We start from the raw sequence: 17,432 nt of genomic DNA on the forward strand, positions 1-17,432 counted from the left end.
TCACCTGTTCACCGAATAGCAGTCGACCTGCGGCTCACTCGGCAGCACGCCGGAAACGCCGATGACGAAGCCGGGGGCGTCGAGCAGTGAGGCCCAATGCTCGCTCTTCTGGTCCAGCTCCAGGCACAGCCGGTCGCCGTCATAGGGAATCTCGCGCGGCTGCGAATGCAGCGGCTTCAGCGGAATGCCGGGAAGACGTGACTTCCACAGGCCCTCGAACTGATCGGCCGAGCCAACCGTCGCCTGGTTGACGAAGATCTTGCGTAGCGCGTCTTCCGAAAGCTCGGAGCCGACGCGGATGACGATGCGGCTGGCGACCAGCAGCTTCGGGTTGTCGATGCGCACCTTCCAGACATTGGTGGCGTGCCGCATGACCGGCAGCGCGCGCGATTTCGGCTCGATGTAGCGCAGGCTGAGGATGAGCGAGCGCAAGGCGTCCGCCAGCGCCATATAGGCGGGGCCCGGCGCCATGTGGTCATAGGCCGGCAATTCACCGAGCCGCCGCGAGCTCGAGCCGTAGGTGGCCATCTCGCCGGCGAGACCGGCAAGCTCGAGATAGAGCTCGGCCGGATGGAAGACGTCCTGCGCCAGCATATGCGCCAGCCGCGGCCGCGCGGCGTTGGCGAGGTGCAGCATCAAAAGGTCCTCGACGCTGCGGCCGGCCCCGCCCATCACCATCTTGCCATGCGCCTCGGCGATCTGGTCGAGGCCGGTGACGACCTCCTGCAACAATTGCCGGTACCAATGGACGGCGCCGGTGATCAGCGTCGGCGGCAGGAAGGACTGGTCAAGCGAGACGCCGCCATCGGCGCGCAAGCCCGTGATATCGGCGATCGGCAAGGCGGTGTAGCCGCCGACCGACTTGCCGGGCGCCAGCAGCACCGCTTGCGGCCGGGCGATCTCGATCTCTTCCGGATCGGCGCCGCCCTGCACGGCGTCGCGCACCGGGACGATCTTGCCGTGGTAGCGCGCGCCGGTCGATGCGGCATACGCCGGATCGAATCCGACGCCGCCGGGCGGCTCCAGCGGCAGCGCCACCAGCACCGGCCCGGCGCCAGTGTCGGCCGTGACCGGCAACGGCTTGGGCGCGTCCATCAGTTCCGGAATGGAGAAGGGTGTGCCGTCCGGGAAGATGCCCCGGGCGGATACGATCGACACCTGGCCGGCATCGAGCAGCGACTGGTCGAGCGTCAGCTGCTGGAAGCCGAACGTATGGAACTGGCCCGCCTGCAGGGCGCCGCGCACCATCCCCTCGAAAAACCGGTCCTGCTGCTGGAAATGCTGGGTCCTCAAGAAGAGTCCCTCGGACCACAGCACCCTGTTTGCGTCGCTCATGCTGCCACTCTCTGCACTGCCCTGTTGACGCTTCGCTAGGCGGATATGCCGCCTTTGCCGAGGCTGACATTGATGGTGAATTTCGACCCCGGCGATACCGACTTGGTCGTGCGCCAGTTGCGTCCGCCGGGTTCCCGGATCAGCGCGACGAAGCCGAGCGCGGTGGCGTTCGGCTCGACCGTGATGGTCTTGGCCGCGGTCTTGCCGGGCGCCACAGAGATCGCGTCCGAGCCGATGAGGTCGGCGCCGAGCGCCGAGCCGGCATCGCCCTGCAGCGCGAAATAGTCGGCCGAGTTGAATTTGCCGGTGCTGGCAAGCCGCATCACCAACACCGTCACCGGCCGGTCGCCGCCGCCCGGTCCCGGATTCATGCCGGCGCCGCCGGTCACGTTGACCGAGATGACCGATGGTTTCGGCGGGCCGCTCTGGCAAGCCGCAAGCAGCCCCGTGGCGCCGATGGCAACGATGAATTCGCGTCTGTCGATCATGCTTCACTCCTCTTCATATGCATCCCTGAAGTCTGCGCCGATCTCGCCCAGGAAACTCGATTCCGCGCTCTGGGCGATGTCGCGATGGCGTTTCTGATAGAGCTCCCACAGCTTGGCGTTGCGCCCGCCGGCGAGCAGATTGCCGATCGCGGAATTGGACTTGAGCTCTTCCTCGATCGCGGCCGGATCGAAACGGTCGATCATGCGCCGCAGCGCTGCCTGAACGCCGCGCCAGGCGCGCACATGATGCTGCGCAAGGTCCTTGACCGCGTCGCCGATCGCCGCCTCGCCGGAGAGGAAGCCCGGGCTGCGCTCCGCGATGATGGTGACGATGACATCCTCGACCGTCGGCAGGAACTTGAGCGGGTTGACTTCCGAAGATCCGACGACCGTCTGTGCTACGCGCGCGCTTCCCTTTTCTTCTGCTCGCTTGCGCAACAGCTGCATCAGGCCGTCGAGCATCAGCCGGTACTCACGGCCGAACTTCTCCATTTCGGCGATCGCGTCGCGCCCGGGAAAATCGGCCTCCTCGACGCCCATGCCGCGCAAGAATGCGGCGCGCAGCGCCATGTCGCTCGGCGCGGGCTGGATTGGACGCGCTGGCCGCGGCGCGGAAGCAGGGCGAGGTTGCGGTGGTTCGGAAGCCTGCGCCGGTATCTCCCACGGACGTGCCGCCTTCGGCTTTTCGGCCGGCCGCTCGTCCCGACCAACTGGCGCGCCGCTGTTGCCGGAAGCGGGCGTCGCGGCCGGCCCGAAGCTGAAATCGTCAAAGCCGGCGGCTTTAGGCGAGGGCTCGGGCATGTCGTTGCGCTCTGGCATGTCGCCAAAGCCAAACGGGTCCGCTCGGCCGGTGGCGGGCTCGTGGTTCGAGGCCGGCGTCGCCACCGGATCGAGGCTGAACGGATCGTCGAAGGCCGGCGAGCTGCGCTGGTTCGAGGCGCGATCGTAAGCTCCGGGCACAGGCTGCTCGAATGGATCGGGCAGCCCGGCCGGGCGGGGCCGCTGGGGCTCCTCCTCGACCTTGGCCGAGAAGAAGTCGTCGCCGCCGATGCTGGGCGGCGTTCGCGATTGTGGCGATGACCATGCCGGCGCCGCATGATTGGCGATCGGCGCCTGGCCGACCGACGTGCGGCCGGCGCTTGGCTGGACCTCGACATGGAGCACGTAGTCGCCCAAGCGCAGCCGCATGCCGCTTTGCAGGCGGGTCGACCTGCCGGTGCCGAGTGGGCTGTCGGAATCGTCGATGAACAATCCACTGCTCGACGTGTCGGTGACGAAGTAGCCGTCGCGACCCCCGCTGATCTTACAGTGGGCGCGTGAGACGAACATGTCCGGATCGTCGATCTGCCAGCCGGCGTCGGCGCTGCGGCCGATCACCAACTCGCCCTCGTCCAGCCGGGTCTGCCTGACCGCCTGTGAGCGCGGGCCTTGTTCCAGGGTCAGAAGCAGGCTCATGCGGCTGCCTCCGCCATGTCCGGGCGCCAGCCGACGATGGTGCGCAGCCTGAGATCGTCGGCGTCGCCCTTTTCGGCTGGACGTGAGAGCCAGGAGGTTCGGCCGAGCTGGATGGTTCCCATGCGCGGCGCCGGCACGGCGCCACGCGCCAGCACGATCCTGAGATCGACATCGAGCGCTTCGCCGATCATGTCGCGCACAGCCTTCTTGAACAGGGCGAGGCGCCGCTCCCCGGGCAGGAAGGACTTGAAGTCGTCGAGGCTGAGCGGTCCGACGCGCAATTCGATCCGGCTCTGCCGGCTGAAGACGCGCGGACCGATCGTTGCGCCGCCGCCCAGCGCCGCGTAGGCCTTGCCGACCTGGCTCTGCAGCGCCTTCGGAATGGTGATCCAGGCGGCGACGAATTCCTTGATCTCAACCGGCACCTTGAAGGCGGTGGCGAGGAACAGCGTCAGCCGCTCGGCGCCGTCAACCTGGTTGGCCAGCGATCCGGCCTGGCGCAGCCGCACCGTGTCGAGCTCGGGATCCTGCGTTCCGGGCAGGCCGATGCCGGCGATGGCTTCCAGCATGGCGCGCACACGCCCGCCGACCGAACGTTCGACCTGCACCGCCGGATGCGCGTCGGCCCAGGCGCGGTAGTAGAGCGCGATCATGCGGTGTTGCAGGATGTTGACGAAGTCGACGAAGGTCGTGTCGCTGGTCTGCTCGGCGTCGACGCCGGTGAACCAGCGCTGCGACAGCCGGTCGAGCACCCAGCGCGTCAGATGCAGCGGCATCGGCCCTTCCGGCCCGAGCAGGCCGAGATTGGCGACGGTCACCCGCGCCGGAGCCTTGTCGCCCGCAGCCTGGAATTTGACCACGTCCCTGGCCGAGAAGCTCAGGCGCACATGCTGGCCGAGCCTTGCCGGTTCCCGCTCGGCGGTTCCGGAATGGCCGAAGAGGCCGCGCCGCTGCTCCAGCCGGCGCAGCAGTTCGAAGAAATCATACCCCTCCGACAGCGGCTCCGCTTCGGTTGGGGCCGGTTGCGCTAGATCAGGTAGCGATTGCCGGGCGTCATCGGCCATGGCACATCCTCCTGCTTCTGCAGCAACCGCGTCCGCGTCCGCACGAAACCATTTATCCCCGCATGGCGGGCGAACAGCCGCGCCAGCAGGGCCGAAAGCAGCAGTGTGCTCTGACCCGCCAGCACCGACTGGTCGACATGCAGCGTCACCTCGGTGCCGCGGCCGAAACACATCGGCCCGTCGATCTGCAGCCGCTCGATCACCGGGCGCGAGTCGATGCGGGTGATCGAATGCACGTTGCGGGCAAGGCTCGGATCGCCGCGGTCGGCGTAAAGGTCGAGCAGCGCGTGCAGCGGGTCGACGCCGCGGCCTTCCTTGGCGAGGCTGAGGAAATTGAGCGAGAGCTGCGCCACCAGCCGCCAGGCGAGATTGTCGGCGCGGGATTCGCCTTCGGCGCCGGCCGGCAGCGCTGCCGGGATCGCCGGCTGCGGTGGCCGGAGCGCGCCTAGCAGCCGCACTGATTCCACCGGATCGGCGGTCTCCAGCGTCAGCGTCGGCGTGTCGTCCAGGATCGGCAGGTCGCGGTTGGTGCAAAGCGCCATCACGTCGAGCCGCTTGAGCGGCCGGTTCGCCGGGCTCCCCGCCGGGCGCGAGACCGCGATAAAGACATCGTCGCCGGTATAGGAGGTGCGGGTCAGGCCTTCGCGCCGCTCGTCCTCCGTCGCCCGGCGCGGCCGCCGCTCGGTCGAATAGACCCAGCCGCTGCCGCGGTTCTGCCCCAGGCTGAACAATTCGGGAATGATCGCTTCGCTGCCTTCGGCGTCGGCGTCTTCCACCCGGGTGACGCGGAAGATCTCGAAGTCGCGCGCCCTGGTACGGTCGGCGTGCAGCACCTGGCGCGTCCGGCGCGGATCGATCTCGACGACGTTGCATTCGCGTTCGAAGAGATTGATGATCGGCGTCGCGAACAGCTCGAAATCGGCCGCCGTCACATCGGCGAGCTCCGGCACCGGCCGCCGGAACAGGAAGATGACCTCCATTGCCCCGCCGCACTTGCGGACCACCGGCTGCAGGCCGGCGACCCGCACATAGTGGAAGCGCTCGGGGATCATGAAATATTCGCGCAGCAGCCGGTATCCCTCGAAAGTCGGGCGGGTGCGCGGCATCAGCGCTTCATCGTCGTGGATGCCGATCATTTCGGGCTCGGGCAGGGCGGTGAGCGGATTTGTCTTGCCTTCCGCCCGCGCGCCGACGGCCGAGCAGGCGCCGAAGATCGCGTCGAAGATGAGCGGCGCCTTGGCGCGTCCGGGGAAATAGAGGTCGAGGCGGTCGAGCGACAATTCGCTGAGCTTGCCCTTTCCGGTCCGCGCCAGCGCGATGCGGAACGCCGCCTCGCCGCGCACGCCGCCGACCGGCGCGATGCCGGCGGCGGCCAGCGCGCTGCGGTCCTGGAAATAGCCGACCGAATTGATCGCGATCGGCCACAGCGTGACCTCTTGCGCGGTGGTGAAGGTCGAGCGCGTCGAGAGCCCGGGATGCAGGCCCGAGACCAGCCGCGTGCCGCGCGCGACGGCATGGCCGGCGATCATCGACTGCACCTGCTGTCCAGGTTTCAGCACGGCCATCGCCGTCGCCGGCGCCGGCGTCACCAGGTCCGGATAGAGCACGTCGAGCACGGCGCGCGAGAAGCGCGAGCGTTCGGCGTCGACCTTCAACCGCGTGCGTGCGGCAAGGAAGGCAACGCCGTCGAGCAGCCTTTCGACATAGGGGTCCGGGCAAGGGACCGTGTCGAGGGAAAGATTGCGGGCGACCGCCGGATGCATGTCGGCGAATTCCGCGGCCAGCGCCCGGATATGGGTCAGTTCCTCTTCGTAATACTCCACGAAGACCCGATCCATCTCAGGTCTCCCGGAATTCGGTTCGCGCCAGGCCGTTGTCGAGATTGATCGTGGTGCGCAGCCGCATGCGTTCCGGCGTCGGCGTCATGATCAGGACCGCGTCGATCTCGATCTTTAGGCCGACGCTCTTGTCGCCGAGCGTGACGTTCACGGTCGTCGCGCTCTCCTTGAGACGCGGCTCGAAGGTGGCGAGCACCGCGCGGATCTCGCGCGCCAGCGTATCGCGGTCGAAATCCCGCGACGAGCGGCCCGAAAAGGACGGCACGCCGTAGTTGACGACGCTGCGGCGCACTTCCGGAAAATCGGCGAGCGGCGGCAGTTCGTCCAAGGGCTGTTCGTGCTCGGCATCGGACAGCATCGGCACGGACTCGAAACGCTCGGTGTTGAACAGCGCCTCGATGTCGCGGCGGACGGCTTCGCGCAGCACGCGCGCCGACACCACCACGCCGCGGCTTTCGATCTCGGCGCGATGCTCGGTCTGGAAGATCAGCCTGTGCAGTCGCCGTTTCTGCTCGGCCGTAAGCTCCGGATCGGCATCGATGGCCCGGGCGCTGCCGGCAAGAAGAGCCTCGACGCGCTCGGCGCCGAGTTCTTCATCCAGCAGGCGACGCAGCCCATCGATCTCCGACGTCAGCCCGGGCAAATCGTTGACAAGGCGGTCCCAGAGGGAGGGCTGAACCGCCTCGCGCTTTGCCCGGGAGCTGCCGGCGAGCTGCGCCTTCGCGCCGGGCCGCTTGGCCTCACTTGCCGACATAGACGTCCATTTCGATTTCGTCGTCCTTGTCGTAGACGAACTTGATCTTCTTGTAGGCGAAGCTGACCTCTTCCTCGATCAGGTCTGGCTCGTCGTGCGCCTGCCGCATGTCGTATTCCATGATCGAGGCGTCGGTCAGCGTGACGACCAGGTAGTCGCTTGTCTCGCCGTCGATGGTGCGGCGTGCCGAAAACACCACCTCGTCGAGCGCCTTGTTCTCGAACAGCGCCTTCTTCAGGTAGGGCGACGACTTGTCGTAGTGCTTGATGAATTTGATCATGCCCATCGATACGCGGCCGCGCCGCGACAGCGAATTCGGGTCGTAGGGCGCGATCATCTTGTAATCGACGCCGTGGATCTCGATTTCGTCTTCATGGCCGTCGCGCTTGCTCGGGCCCTTGATGTCCGGGACTTTCAGGAAGCCGTCGATTTTCGTCGAGGGCGCATCGGTTCTGTCTGGCATTGTCTTTCTCCACCGCTACGAAACAAGATGACTTTGCTTAACGTGTTCAGCCCTTCACCGACGGCAGTTCCGACACCAGCCGGAGCGAGGCGTTGATGCCTTCCAGCTGGTAGTGCGGACGCAGGTAGAAACGGGCATTGTAGTAGCCGGGCCGGCCTTCGACGCTGTCGACCTGGACCTCGGCCGCGGCGAGCGGGCGCTTGGCGCGCGCCTTGTCGTCGGCAAAGGCAGGGTTGGCCAGCACGTACCGGTTGATCCATTCGGTCAACCAGATCTCCATGTCGGTGCGTTCCTTGAACGAGCCGATCTTGTCGCGCGCGATCGCCTTGAGGTAATGCGCGAAGCGCGAGACCGGGAACAGGTAGGGCAGGTTGGCGGACAGCCGCTCGTTCGACTGCGCGTCGGGGTCGACCAGACGCCCGGCGCGCGTCTCGTCGTCCTGCAGCGAATGCGCGCCGATGAAGGCCGCAAGGTCGGTGTTCTTGCGGTGCAGGATCGGCATCAGGCCGAGCTTGGCCAGCTCCGCCTCGCGCCGGTCGTCGATGGCGACCTCGGTCGGGCATTTCATCGCGATCGAGCCGTCATCGGTAGGGAAGGCGTGCACCGGCAGGTTGATAACCGTGCCGCCATTCTCGACGCCGCGGATCTGCGTGCCCCAGCCATAGAGCTTGTGGCTGCGGTTGATGTTCACCCCCATCGGGAAGGCGGCGTTCATCCAGACATATTTGTTGTGGTCGCCGCCCACCTCTTCCTCGAAGGTGAAACCCTTCACCGGAACGGTCTCCGAGCCATAGGGCAGGCGCGCCAGCACGCGCGGCATGGTGAGCCCGATATAGCGGGCGTCCTCGCTCTCGCGCAGCGACTGCCAGGAGGCATAGGCCGGGTTGTTCACGATCATCTGCAGGTCCTGCGGGTTCGGCAGTTCCTGCCAGCTGTCCATGCGGAACAGCCGCGGCGAGGCGGCCGCGATGAACGGCGTATGCGCCGAGGCGCAGACGCCGGAAATGTTGCGCAGCAGGCCGACGTCGCGAGGATGGTTGGAGAACTCGTAGGCGCCGATGATGCAGCCGATCGGCTCGCCGCCCAGCATCGAGTACTCGTCCGTATAGACCTTCTTGAAGATCGGGCTCTGGTCCCACATCTGGCCTTCATAGTCTTCCAGCGTGTCGGCCAGCTGCTCCTTGGAGATATTCATCACCCGGATCTTCAGCTTGGTATCCGTCTCGGTGTTGTTGATCAGGTACCAGAGGCCGCGCCACGTGCCTTCCATCTCGCGCACCTCGGGCGCGTGCAGGATCTCGTTGACCTGCGTGGTCAGCATCTTGTCGATGCCGGCGATCAGCGACTTGATCGACTTGATCGCGTTGGACGAGATGGTCGTGGTCTCGGAGCGCGATTGCGCGGCCAAAGCCAGATTGCGCACCAGCTGCTGCAGCTTCTCGCTGTCGTCCTTCTTGACCTTGAAATCCTTTTCAAGGAGTCCGCTGAATTCGCCGAGATCAATGGCTTCCGCCTCGGCGGTGGCGGCTGCGGTCTTTTGCTGTTCGGCCATGACTTACTCCTCGCCCTTGCCGTCATCCATCGCCTGGCTGGCGATCTTGCTCAGCAGCGGCTCGTTGTTCAGAAGCTGCGCGATGCGCTTTTCCGCGTCGACGCGGCCGTCCATGAAGCCCAGCAGCTCCTCGAGCTGACGGCGCATCTTCAGGATCTCGGCCAGTTGCGGGACCTGCGCGGCGACCTTGTCCGGCGCAAAGTCGCCCATCTTGGAGAAGGTGAGGTCGATGGCGAGCTCTTCGTCCCGCTCCTGGCCCTCGGCCTGTGGTAGCGTGTTCTTCACCCGCGCCTTCACGCGCGGCCCCATCGCTTCCATGAATTTCGGGAAGCGGTTGGCGTCGGTTTCGACGAAGTTTCGGTCGAGGACCGATTTCGACGCTTCCTTGGTCTGTGAAGCGCCGGAAAGGTCGGCCATCACGGCCATGACGAACGGCAGTTCTATCGTCGTCGGGCTGCCGTAGGTTTCCACGTCGTAGGCGATCTGCACGCGCGGCGCGCGGTTTCTTTCGATGACCTTCGCTTTGCTCTCTGCTGGCATGCTTGTTACCTTTCATCCTTCTGGGCCGGCTTTTTGGGATCCGGGACACCGGCAAGCAGCCGGAATTCCTTCAGCCCCGACGGGGCGAGATCTTCCATCAGTTCCACGAAATCCATGTGCACCATCCGGCGCACGCGGCGCGCCAGATGCGGGATGGGGCTGGACGGTTCCGTGCGGTCGTAGAAGGCGACGACGAGGTCCAGGCATTTGACGACTTCGTCGCGCGAGTTGATCCGGTCCGGCAGGCCGGTGCTCGCTTCCACTGGGCTTGCCACACTTGCCATCGGCTCGGCTCCATGACCGTTTCGGGCGGGCGTCGATGCCGGCTGCGCCGGCTGTGGGGAGGGTTTCGCGGCACCATTCGCCACTTGGGCGCCGACGCTGGAATTCCGCTCCAGCGTCGTCAGCAAACGCTGCAGGAACTTCTTCAATTCCGGGACGGTGGCGCCATTGCCTTCCATGCGGGCGTTGAGCGCGACATCTACCGTCTCAAGCGCCGCGATCACCGCCCGCGCGTCGGCAATTAGCGAGGTCATCGCCTCACCGTCCTGGTCGAGCTGCGCCTTGCACCCAGTCCGTACCCGGTTCACCAACTGGTTGTGGGCGCTGACCAATGCCGCCTTTTCGGCCGTGCTCAGCCCTGACTTGGCCTCCTGCATCAGGGCGTGCTCGTCGAGGGAGCCTTCTTCCAGGTCGCTACCCTTGATCGGCCCGACCGTGCGTGGCGCAAAGAAAACGATGCCTCGCAGGTCCTTGAGCAGGCCATCCTGGCTGTTTTGCAGGTCAATCAGCGCATTGATACGCCGCAAGGCGGCCTCTCGCGGTGCGCCGCTCCGCAAGGCCGGATGCATCGTATCCCAATGCCGGTCGAAGGTTTGCGCAATGAGCGTCAGCCCCTGGGCGAGTCCGGCTAGGCCGCTTTCATGGGTCAGGGCACGCGTGACGATGACGAGAAGGCGCAGGTCCCGACCGTGGGAACGCAGCTCTTCCGCCTTGGCGAGCACGGAGTCCCAGTCGATCGGGACTTCTACTTCCGATTTGTTGTTGCCTTCGTACTCGACTTTTTTCTGGGACTCCGTCAGGCGCTCCAGCTCATGAAAGGCCGGGTCGTTGCGCAAGTCCTCTCCCGACGGATTCGCACCGTTCAGAGGATTCAGCCAGAGTGCGAGATCAATCACACTAACCCCCAGCCAGCGGCCCTGAGACCTATGTGACGTAACGTTATCACCGGCCTCGCGCGACGACAATTGAGCACCTGCGCAAAAACTAACGGAAGCTAAACGCAGCCGTTCTCTTCGGCGAAACCCATTGCGCGATTGTCGGACCCGGTATGTGAAATGGCTCGCATAGTCCGGACGGCAATCCATGTTTGCTGCCACGAGTTTGCAAGGCTTGTGTAACCGGGCGGTGCCGCCCGGATGGATTCAAAGGCCCTATCCGCCACGCGGCTTTGTCAAGCAGCCGCTTATATGGCAGGGTATGGTCGGCAGGTCGCGGGAGCAGGTTCGATGGAACAGCGCCGGTCATCGCAGAGCTTCAAGCGTAAGGAACTGGTAGCCAAGCTAAATCCTCTCTGTCAGCGTGCCTTCATGGCAGCTGCCAGTGCAGCCAAGCTGCGCGGCAACCCTTATGTCGAGCTCGTCCATTTCATCGAGCAACTGCTTTTATCCGATCGTTCAGATGTTCAGATGATCGTCGCTGACGCCGGGCTGGACACGAGCCGGCTGACCGCCGATCTCACCCGCGCGATTGACAAGCTGCCCTATGGCGCCACGTCCGTGGAGGAAATGTCCGAGCATATCTTTCAGGCCATTCACGATGCTTGGAGCCTGGCGACGCTGGAGTTCGGTGTAGAACAAGTGCGAAGCGCTCATATCCTGCTTGCCTGTCTGAAGACGCCGGCGCTGGAAGGCATGGTGTCGAAGATGAGCGGCCAGTTCGACAAGATCGACGCCGATGGCGTCATTTCCCGCTTCGCCGATGTCACGGAGGGCTCGCTCGAAGCCGGCTCACCTCCCGCGGCGGCCGCCGCGGAGACACCGGTCAGGCGCGGCCCGGGCGGGGATTCGGCGTTGGCGAAATACGCCACCGACCTCACCCAGCGCGCCCGTGACGGCAAGATCGATCCGGTCGTCGGCCGCGATCCGGAGATAAGGCAGATCGTCGATATCCTGATGCGACGCCGGCAAAACAACCCGATCCTGACCGGCGAGGCCGGCGTCGGCAAGACGGCGGTGGTCGAGGGATTTGCGCTGCGCATCGCCCAGGGCGACGTGCCGCCGACGCTTCAGAATGTCAGCGTCCGCATGCTCGATGTCGGGCTGATGCAGGCCGGCGCCAGCGTCAAGGGCGAGTTCGAGAAGCGGCTGAAGGCGGTCATCGACGAGGTCCAGGCTTCCGAGGTGCCGATCATCCTGTTCATCGACGAAGCGCACACGCTGATCGGCGCCGGCGGCGCCGCCGGAACCGGCGATGCCGCCAATCTCCTGAAGCCGGCGCTGGCGCGTGGCGAGTTGCGCACCATCGCCGCCACGACCTGGGCCGAGTACAAGCAGCATATCGAGAAGGACCCGGCGCTCACCCGCCGCTTCCAGGTGGTCAAGATCGACGAACCGTCGGAAGCCGTGGCCGTGCTGATGCTGCGGGGCGTCGCCGGCGTGCTGGAGCAGCACCACAAGGTGCAGATCCTGGACGAGGCGATCGAGGCGGCCGTCTCGCTTTCGCACCGCTATATCCCGGCCAGGCAATTGCCGGACAAGGCGGTCAGCCTGCTCGACACCGCCTGCGCCCGCGTCGCGGTCTCGCAGCATGCGACGCCGGCCGAGGTCGAGGACATTCTGCGCCGCCGCCAGGCGCTGGAAGTGGAGAATGGCATCATCGGCCGCGAGGCGGCGATCGGCATCGACGTGGCCGACCGGCAGGCCCGTGTCGACGCGGGGTTGGCGGAAGCCGAGACCGCTTTAGCCGCTGCCCAGGCGCGGTGGGACCGGGAGAAGGCTTTGGTGGCCGAGATCCTCGACCTGCGTGCAAAATTGCGTGGCGAGGGTGTGCCGCTCGACGAGGCGGCGGCTGAGGAGATTGCTGCCGGGACCGAGAGCGGGGAGGGCGCGGCAACGGCGCCCAGGCAAAAGGCTCCCGAGAGCAAGACTGGCGACGGCGCGGCTGCTGGGGCAAAGAAGGCCAAGACCTCGAAGGCCAAAGGGGCAAAGGCCGCAAAGGCCGAAGCAGTTTCCGCCGAGCCGGCGGATGAAGCCGCCGCCGATCTCGCGCGGCTGCGCGAACTGATGGCGGAATTGGCTACAGCGCAGGGCGAGACCCCGCTCATCCTGCCGTCGGTCGATCGCAACGCCGTTGCCGCCGTGGTGCAGGATTGGACTGGTATCCCGACCGGACGCATGCTGTCCAGCCAGACCGAGAAGGCGTTGAAGCTCGCCGCCACCCTGTCCGAGCGCGTGGTCGGCCAGGATCACGCCATGGAGATGATCGCCAGGCGTGTGCAGACCAGCCGCGCCGGCCTCGGCGCGCCGGAAAAGCCGGTCGGCGTGTTCCTGCTCTGCGGCCCCTCCGGCGTCGGCAAGACCGAGACCGCGCTGGCGCTGGCCGAGACGCTCTATGGCGGCGAGCAGAACCTGATCTCGATCAACATGTCGGAATTCCAGGAAGCGCACACGGTCTCGACGCTGAAAGGCGCGCCGCCCGGCTATGTCGGTTACGGCAAGGGCGGTATCCTGACCGAGGCCGTGCGCAGAAAACCCTATTCGGTGATCCTGCTCGACGAGGTCGAGAAGGCGCATCCGGACGTGCACGAGATATTCTTCCAGGTCTTCGACAAGGGCATGATGGATGACAGCGAAGGGCGCAGGATCGACTTCAAGAACACGCTGATCCTGCTCACCTCGAATGTCGGCTCCGACGTCATCATGGACCGCACCAAGAACGGCACCGTGCGCACCGGCATCGACGATCTCGATACCGCGCTACGCGCCCCGTTGCTGAAGGTATTCCCGGCCGCTTTCCTTGGCCGGGTGGTGACCATTCCCTATTATCCGCTCTCGGATGCGATGATCGAGGCGATCGCCCGCCATCAGTTCGGCAAGATCGCGCGCCGGCTCAAGGCAACCAACGACGCCGAGCTGGTGATCGGCGACGGCGTGATGGACCTGGTCAAGGCGCGCTGCACGGAGATTGAATCCGGCGGCCGCATGATCGACGCCATCCTCACCAACACGCTGCTGCCCGAACTGAGCCGGGGCGTGCTCAACCGCTCGCTCGAGGGCAAGAAGATGGCGAAAGTCATCGTCGGCGCCTCGCCGGAAGGATTCACCTACTCGTTCGAATAGACCGAGGGCTGAGCGCCTCACCTTCCCCCTTGTGGGAGGCCTGCGCTCAGATGTCGGGTTTGCGGCGAGCGACACTATTGTTCGAAAGGCTCTCCGAGCGAAGCCACGCCGTTGAGCTTGAGCAGACGCCGGTTCGAAGAAATGATGCCCAGCACGACGATTGTCACGATATAGGGCAGGCTCGATAGAAGTTGCGAAGAGACGTCCAGTCCGGTCGCCTGGGCGGCCAGGCTTGCCAGCGAGACGGCGCCGAAGAGGCAGGCGCCGAGGAAGATACGGCTGGTGAGCCAGGTGCCGAAGACGACGAGCGCGATCGCAATCCAGCCGCGTCCGGCAATCATGCCATCGGCCCAGAGCGGCGTGTAGACCACGGCCGCGTAGGCGCCGGCGAAACCCGCCAGCACGCCGCCGAAGGCGACAGCGGCGAAGCGCACGGCGATCACCGGATAGCCGAGCGCATGGGCCGCCTTGGGATTCTCGCCGACGGCGCGAACGACAAGGCCGGTCTTGGTGTAGGCGAATATTGCCCAGATGGCGACGGTCGCAGCCAGCGAGAACCACACGACGACGTCCTGAGCGAACAGGCCGCCGATGACCGGGATGTCTGAAAGCCAGGGCAATGAAAGCTTCGGAAGGCCTTTGACCGTGAGGCTCTCATAGGTCTTGCCGAACAGTGCCGAGAGGCCCTGGCCGAGTATGCCTATGGCGAGTCCCACCGCGACCTGGTTCGCGCGGAACCCCAGCGCGATCACGGCAAAGACAAGGGAAAGAGCCGCGCTGGCTAGGCCCGCGGCGAGGAAACCCAGGAGGTGGCCGTCGCCGTGATAGACGATGATGAAGGCGATGACCGCCCCCAGGGCCATCAGTCCCTCCACGCCGAGATTGAGGACGCCGGCCCGCTCGGCCACCATTTCGCCGAGCGCCGCCAAAAGGAACGGCGTGGCCGCCGCCAGCATTCCGGCGACGATGAACTCGAGGGCATTCATGGAACGCTTCCTTGGGCGGCATGGCGCCATTCGAGCCGGTAGCGGACGAAGGCGATGGCGACGAGATAGGCGAGCAGCAGACTGCCCTGGAAGACCCGGACCGCGGCGACCGGCAGATTTGCCGAAACCATGGCGTTGTCGCCGCCGATATAGAGGGCCGCCATGAGCAGCGCGGAAAAGACGATGCCTATCGGATGAATGCCACCGAGATAAGCGACGATGATGGCCGCGTAGCCGTAGCCGGTCGAGATGGAGCGCTGCAGCTGGCCGAGCGGCCCGGCCACCTCCGCCGCCCCGGCGAGGCCGGCCGCGAAGCCGCCGATGAGGAGGGAAATCCAGATTGCACGGCCTTCGTTGAAGCCGGCGTATGCGGCCGCGCGCGGCGCGAGGCCGCCGACCTGCAGCTTATAGCCCGCGAAACTCCTCTGCATGAACAGCCAGGCCGCGAGGGACAGCGCGCAGGCGATAAGCAGCGAGACGTTGACGCGGGTGCCGGGGATCAGGATCGGCACCATCGCGTCGTACTGGAACATGACCGACTGCGGGAAGTTAAACCCGGCGGGGTCCTTCCACGGGCCGAGGAGCAGGTAGTTGAGCAGTTGCGCGGCAACGAGCGCCAGCATCAGCGATACGAGAATCTCGTTCGCGTTGAGCCGCACGCGCCAGAACGCCGTGAGCGAAGCCCAAAGCGCGCCGCCCAGCGCGCCGAGGACGAGCATGGAGGGCCATATCCACTGCCCCGTCGCCTGCGGGAGCCAGATGGGAATGGCCGACGCAAAGATTGCGCCGAGGATGAATTGGCCCTCGGCGCCGATGTTGAAGACCTTGGCGCGAAAGCCGATCGCAAGCCCCTGCGCGATGAGCAGCAGCGGTCCCATCTTCAGCAGGACCTCCGAGAATGAAGCCCAGGACAGGAAAGGTTCGAGCAGCATCGCGTGGAAAACGGCCACCGGATTGCGACCCATCAGCAGGTAGAGCCCGAGATTGAGCAGTGTCGCAAGGCCCAGCGCCACGGGCGGGGCGAGCAGCTTGATTGCAAGCGAGGCATGTTCGCGGCGAACCAGAACGGGAAGGAACCGCAGGGACAGAGCGCTCATGCGGGGACCTTTTCGGCGGCCGTATGCGCACCGATCATATAGCGGCCGATCTCCTCGGGTCTGGTGTCGCGCGTCACCAGCGGCGGACTGAGCCGGCCCTGATGGATCACCTGGATGGAATCGCAGAGCTCGAACAGCTCCTCCAGTTCCTCCGAGATGACGAGAATGCCCATGCCTTCGTTGCGCAGGGCCACGAGGCGCCGGCGAATGGCTGCCGCGGCGCCGATGTCCACGCCCCAGGTGGGCTGCGCCACGAACAGCAATTTCGGCGACAGCATGATCTCGCGGCCGACAATGAACTTTTGCAGGTTGCCGCCCGAAAGCGCCCCGGCCTCCGTTTCAGGGCCCGGCGTGCGTACGTCATACTGCCGGATGCAGTCTGCGGTGAAAGCTTTCGCCCGGGGCGTGTCGACCAGCCCGCGTTTCAGGAGGCCGGAGGGATGGGCGGTCAGAAGGCTGTTGAGGACGAGCGACATTTCCGGCACCGCGCCGCGGCCCAGCCGTTCCTCGGGGACGAAGGCGAAACCCAGCCGGCGGCGGGCGGCCGCATCGAGCACGCCGACGTCCTTGCCCATCATGAAGATACGCTCGGACTTTTCCCGCGGCAGCACTGTCTCGCCCGAGATCAGCGCCGCGAGTTCGCTCTGGCCGTTGCCCGATATGCCGGCAATACCGAGGATCTCGCCTGCCCGGACCGTCAGGCTGACGTCGGAAAGCGTCACGGCGAAGGGATCGTCGGGCCGATGGTCGAGGCCGATGATCTCGAGGCGCTTCTCCCCGCCGGAATGGGCAACCGCCGGCATGGGCTGCGGCATGTCGCGGCCGATCATCATGCGGGCGAGGTCGTGCGCGTCGTGGTCGCGCGGATCCACGTGGCCGGTGATGCGCCCGCCGCGCAGGATGGTCGCATGGTCGCAGACCGCGCGGATCTCCTCCAGCTTGTGCGAGATGAACAGGATGGAGACGCCGCCATCGCGCAGCCGCCGCAACGTCTCGAACAGCTTGTCCACGGATTGCGGCGGCAGGACGGAAGTCGGCTCGTCAAGGATCAGGAGCTCCGGTCGGGTCATCAGGCAGCGGATGATTTCCACCCGCTGCCGCTCACCGACCGAAAGCGCATGCACGTGGGCGAGCGGATCGACCTCCAGGCCGAAGTCACGGCCGAGCTTGCGGATGCCTTGCGCAAGATCCGATTTGGCCCCTGGCACGACCAGCCGGATGTTCTCGACGACCGTCAGCGTCTCGAACAAGGAGAAATGCTGGAAGACCATGCCGATCCCCTTGGCCCTCGCACCCGCCGGGGATGCGAGGGCCAGGGGTTCTCCTTTCCAGGTCGCCGATCCGGCGTCGGGCTGCTCGACGCCGTAGATCAGCTTCATCAGCGTCGACTTGCCCGCCCCGTTCTCTCCGAGGATCGCATGGATCGAGCGCGGAGCCACGTCCAGATCGATGTCGCGATTGGCATGGATCTGGCCGTAGCTCTTAGACATGCCGCGCAGCGACAGAAGCGGGGCGGTCAT

At 65.8% G+C, this 17,432-nt stretch carries 14 protein-coding genes; 1 reads left to right on the forward strand and 13 read right to left on the reverse strand.

All coding sequences use genetic code 11. From position 1 onward, the window contains the following. Genes tssK through tssA form a run of 10 tightly spaced genes read right to left on the reverse strand, consistent with a single transcriptional unit; the run spans nucleotide 1 to nucleotide 10,667 of the window. Nucleotides 1–1,335: a type VI secretion system baseplate subunit TssK gene (gene tssK / locus CK230_RS24390; protein ID WP_095819685.1), complete on the reverse strand. Its 1,335-nt coding sequence runs from the start codon at nucleotides 1,333–1,335 to the stop codon at nucleotides 1–3. A gap of 35 nt (nucleotides 1,336–1,370) precedes the next feature. Continuing rightward, nucleotides 1,371–1,823, reverse strand: coding sequence for a type VI secretion system lipoprotein TssJ (gene tssJ / locus CK230_RS24395; protein ID WP_095765815.1), 453 nt, complete (start codon nucleotides 1,821–1,823; stop codon nucleotides 1,371–1,373). 3 nt (nucleotides 1,824–1,826) lie between these two features. Further along, nucleotides 1,827–3,278 carry a type VI secretion system-associated FHA domain protein TagH gene (gene tagH / locus CK230_RS24400; protein WP_095819686.1) on the reverse strand — a complete coding sequence of 484 codons (1,452 nt, stop codon included), beginning with the start codon at nucleotides 3,276–3,278 and terminating at the stop codon, nucleotides 1,827–1,829. After that, nucleotides 3,275–4,342 (reverse strand): type VI secretion system baseplate subunit TssG, encoded by a 1,068-nt coding sequence (gene tssG, locus CK230_RS24405; RefSeq protein WP_095819687.1) that lies wholly within the window; start codon nucleotides 4,340–4,342, stop codon nucleotides 3,275–3,277. Before tssG ends, tagH begins: the two co-directional genes overlap by 4 nt. Beyond that, nucleotides 4,306–6,180, reverse strand: a complete 1,875-nt coding sequence (gene tssF, locus CK230_RS24410; protein WP_095819688.1) for a type VI secretion system baseplate subunit TssF — start codon at nucleotides 6,178–6,180, stop codon at nucleotides 4,306–4,308. Before tssF ends, tssG begins: the two co-directional genes overlap by 37 nt. A gap of 1 nt (nucleotide 6,181) precedes the next feature. Then, a complete protein-coding gene (gene tssE / locus CK230_RS24415) occupies nucleotides 6,182–6,934 on the reverse strand; it encodes a type VI secretion system baseplate subunit TssE (RefSeq protein WP_095819689.1) in 753 nt (250 codons plus the stop codon). Beyond that, nucleotides 6,921–7,397 carry an Hcp family type VI secretion system effector gene (locus CK230_RS24420; RefSeq protein WP_041006627.1) on the reverse strand — a complete coding sequence of 159 codons (477 nt, stop codon included), beginning with the start codon at nucleotides 7,395–7,397 and terminating at the stop codon, nucleotides 6,921–6,923. The genes tssE and CK230_RS24420 overlap by 14 nt, the downstream gene beginning before the upstream one ends. Before the next feature lie 46 nt (nucleotides 7,398–7,443). Next, on the reverse strand, nucleotides 7,444–8,949 hold the full coding sequence (gene tssC, locus CK230_RS24425) for a type VI secretion system contractile sheath large subunit (protein WP_095819690.1): 1,506 nt from the start codon (nucleotides 8,947–8,949) through the stop codon (nucleotides 7,444–7,446). Between the two features lie 3 nt (nucleotides 8,950–8,952). Then, nucleotides 8,953–9,489, reverse strand: a complete 537-nt coding sequence (gene tssB / locus CK230_RS24430) for a type VI secretion system contractile sheath small subunit (protein WP_095819691.1) — start codon at nucleotides 9,487–9,489, stop codon at nucleotides 8,953–8,955. A gap of 5 nt (nucleotides 9,490–9,494) precedes the next feature. Continuing rightward, nucleotides 9,495–10,667: a type VI secretion system protein TssA gene (gene tssA, locus CK230_RS24435; RefSeq protein ID WP_095819692.1), complete on the reverse strand. Its 1,173-nt coding sequence runs from the start codon at nucleotides 10,665–10,667 to the stop codon at nucleotides 9,495–9,497. Between the two features lie 330 nt (nucleotides 10,668–10,997). Here tssA and tssH point away from each other — a divergent pair, with 330 nt between their 5' ends. Next, nucleotides 10,998–13,829 carry a type VI secretion system ATPase TssH gene (tssH, locus tag CK230_RS24440; protein ID WP_095819693.1) on the forward strand — a complete coding sequence of 944 codons (2,832 nt, stop codon included), beginning with the start codon at nucleotides 10,998–11,000 and terminating at the stop codon, nucleotides 13,827–13,829. 74 nt (nucleotides 13,830–13,903) lie between these two features. On the opposite strand, the gene CK230_RS24445 is transcribed toward tssH, so the two are convergent. The 3 genes from CK230_RS24445 to CK230_RS24455 are packed head-to-tail and all read right to left on the reverse strand — an operon-like array spanning nucleotide 13,904 to nucleotide 17,432. Next, nucleotides 13,904–14,815, reverse strand: a complete 912-nt coding sequence (locus tag CK230_RS24445) for an ABC transporter permease (protein ID WP_095819694.1) — start codon at nucleotides 14,813–14,815, stop codon at nucleotides 13,904–13,906. Next, entirely contained in the window at nucleotides 14,812–15,912 is a 1,101-nt protein-coding gene (locus CK230_RS24450; RefSeq protein WP_095819695.1) for an ABC transporter permease, read from the reverse strand. The genes CK230_RS24445 and CK230_RS24450 overlap by 4 nt, the downstream gene beginning before the upstream one ends. Then, the gene (locus tag CK230_RS24455) at nucleotides 15,909–17,432 is read right to left on the reverse strand and encodes an ABC transporter ATP-binding protein (protein ID WP_095819696.1); all 1,524 of its coding nucleotides are present in this window, start codon (nucleotides 17,430–17,432) and stop codon (nucleotides 15,909–15,911) included. The genes CK230_RS24450 and CK230_RS24455 overlap by 4 nt, the downstream gene beginning before the upstream one ends.

The sequence above is a fragment of the Mesorhizobium sp. WSM3859 genome (assembly GCF_002295065.1).
Taxonomy (GTDB): Bacteria; Pseudomonadota; Alphaproteobacteria; order Rhizobiales; family Rhizobiaceae; genus Mesorhizobium.

Bases quoted from the DNA above. Each gene is read 5' to 3' on its own strand.
- CK230_RS24450 (WP_095819695.1), bottom strand. From the start codon at position 15,912: ATGAGCGCTCTGTCCCTGCGGTTCCTTCCCGTTCTGGTTCGCCGCGAA.
- tssK (WP_095819685.1), bottom strand. From the start codon at position 1,335: ATGAGCGACGCAAACAGGGTGCTGTGGTCCGAGGGACTCTTCTTGAGG.
- CK230_RS24445 (WP_095819694.1), bottom strand. From the start codon at position 14,815: ATGAATGCCCTCGAGTTCATCGTCGCCGGAATGCTGGCGGCGGCCACG.
- tssE (WP_095819689.1), bottom strand. From the start codon at position 6,934: ATGTCGGCAAGTGAGGCCAAGCGGCCCGGCGCGAAGGCGCAGCTCGCC.
- tssG (WP_095819687.1), bottom strand. From the start codon at position 4,342: ATGGCCGATGACGCCCGGCAATCGCTACCTGATCTAGCGCAACCGGCC.
- tssF (WP_095819688.1), bottom strand. From the start codon at position 6,180: ATGGATCGGGTCTTCGTGGAGTATTACGAAGAGGAACTGACCCATATC.
- tssB (WP_095819691.1), bottom strand. From the start codon at position 9,489: ATGCCAGCAGAGAGCAAAGCGAAGGTCATCGAAAGAAACCGCGCGCCG.
- CK230_RS24420 (WP_041006627.1), bottom strand. From the start codon at position 7,397: ATGCCAGACAGAACCGATGCGCCCTCGACGAAAATCGACGGCTTCCTG.
- tssC (WP_095819690.1), bottom strand. From the start codon at position 8,949: ATGGCCGAACAGCAAAAGACCGCAGCCGCCACCGCCGAGGCGGAAGCC.
- tssJ (WP_095765815.1), bottom strand. From the start codon at position 1,823: ATGATCGACAGACGCGAATTCATCGTTGCCATCGGCGCCACGGGGCTG.
- tagH (WP_095819686.1), bottom strand. From the start codon at position 3,278: ATGAGCCTGCTTCTGACCCTGGAACAAGGCCCGCGCTCACAGGCGGTC.
- tssH (WP_095819693.1), top strand. From the start codon at position 10,998: ATGGAACAGCGCCGGTCATCGCAGAGCTTCAAGCGTAAGGAACTGGTA.
- CK230_RS24455 (WP_095819696.1), bottom strand. From the start codon at position 17,432: ATGACCGCCCCGCTTCTGTCGCTGCGCGGCATGTCTAAGAGCTACGGC.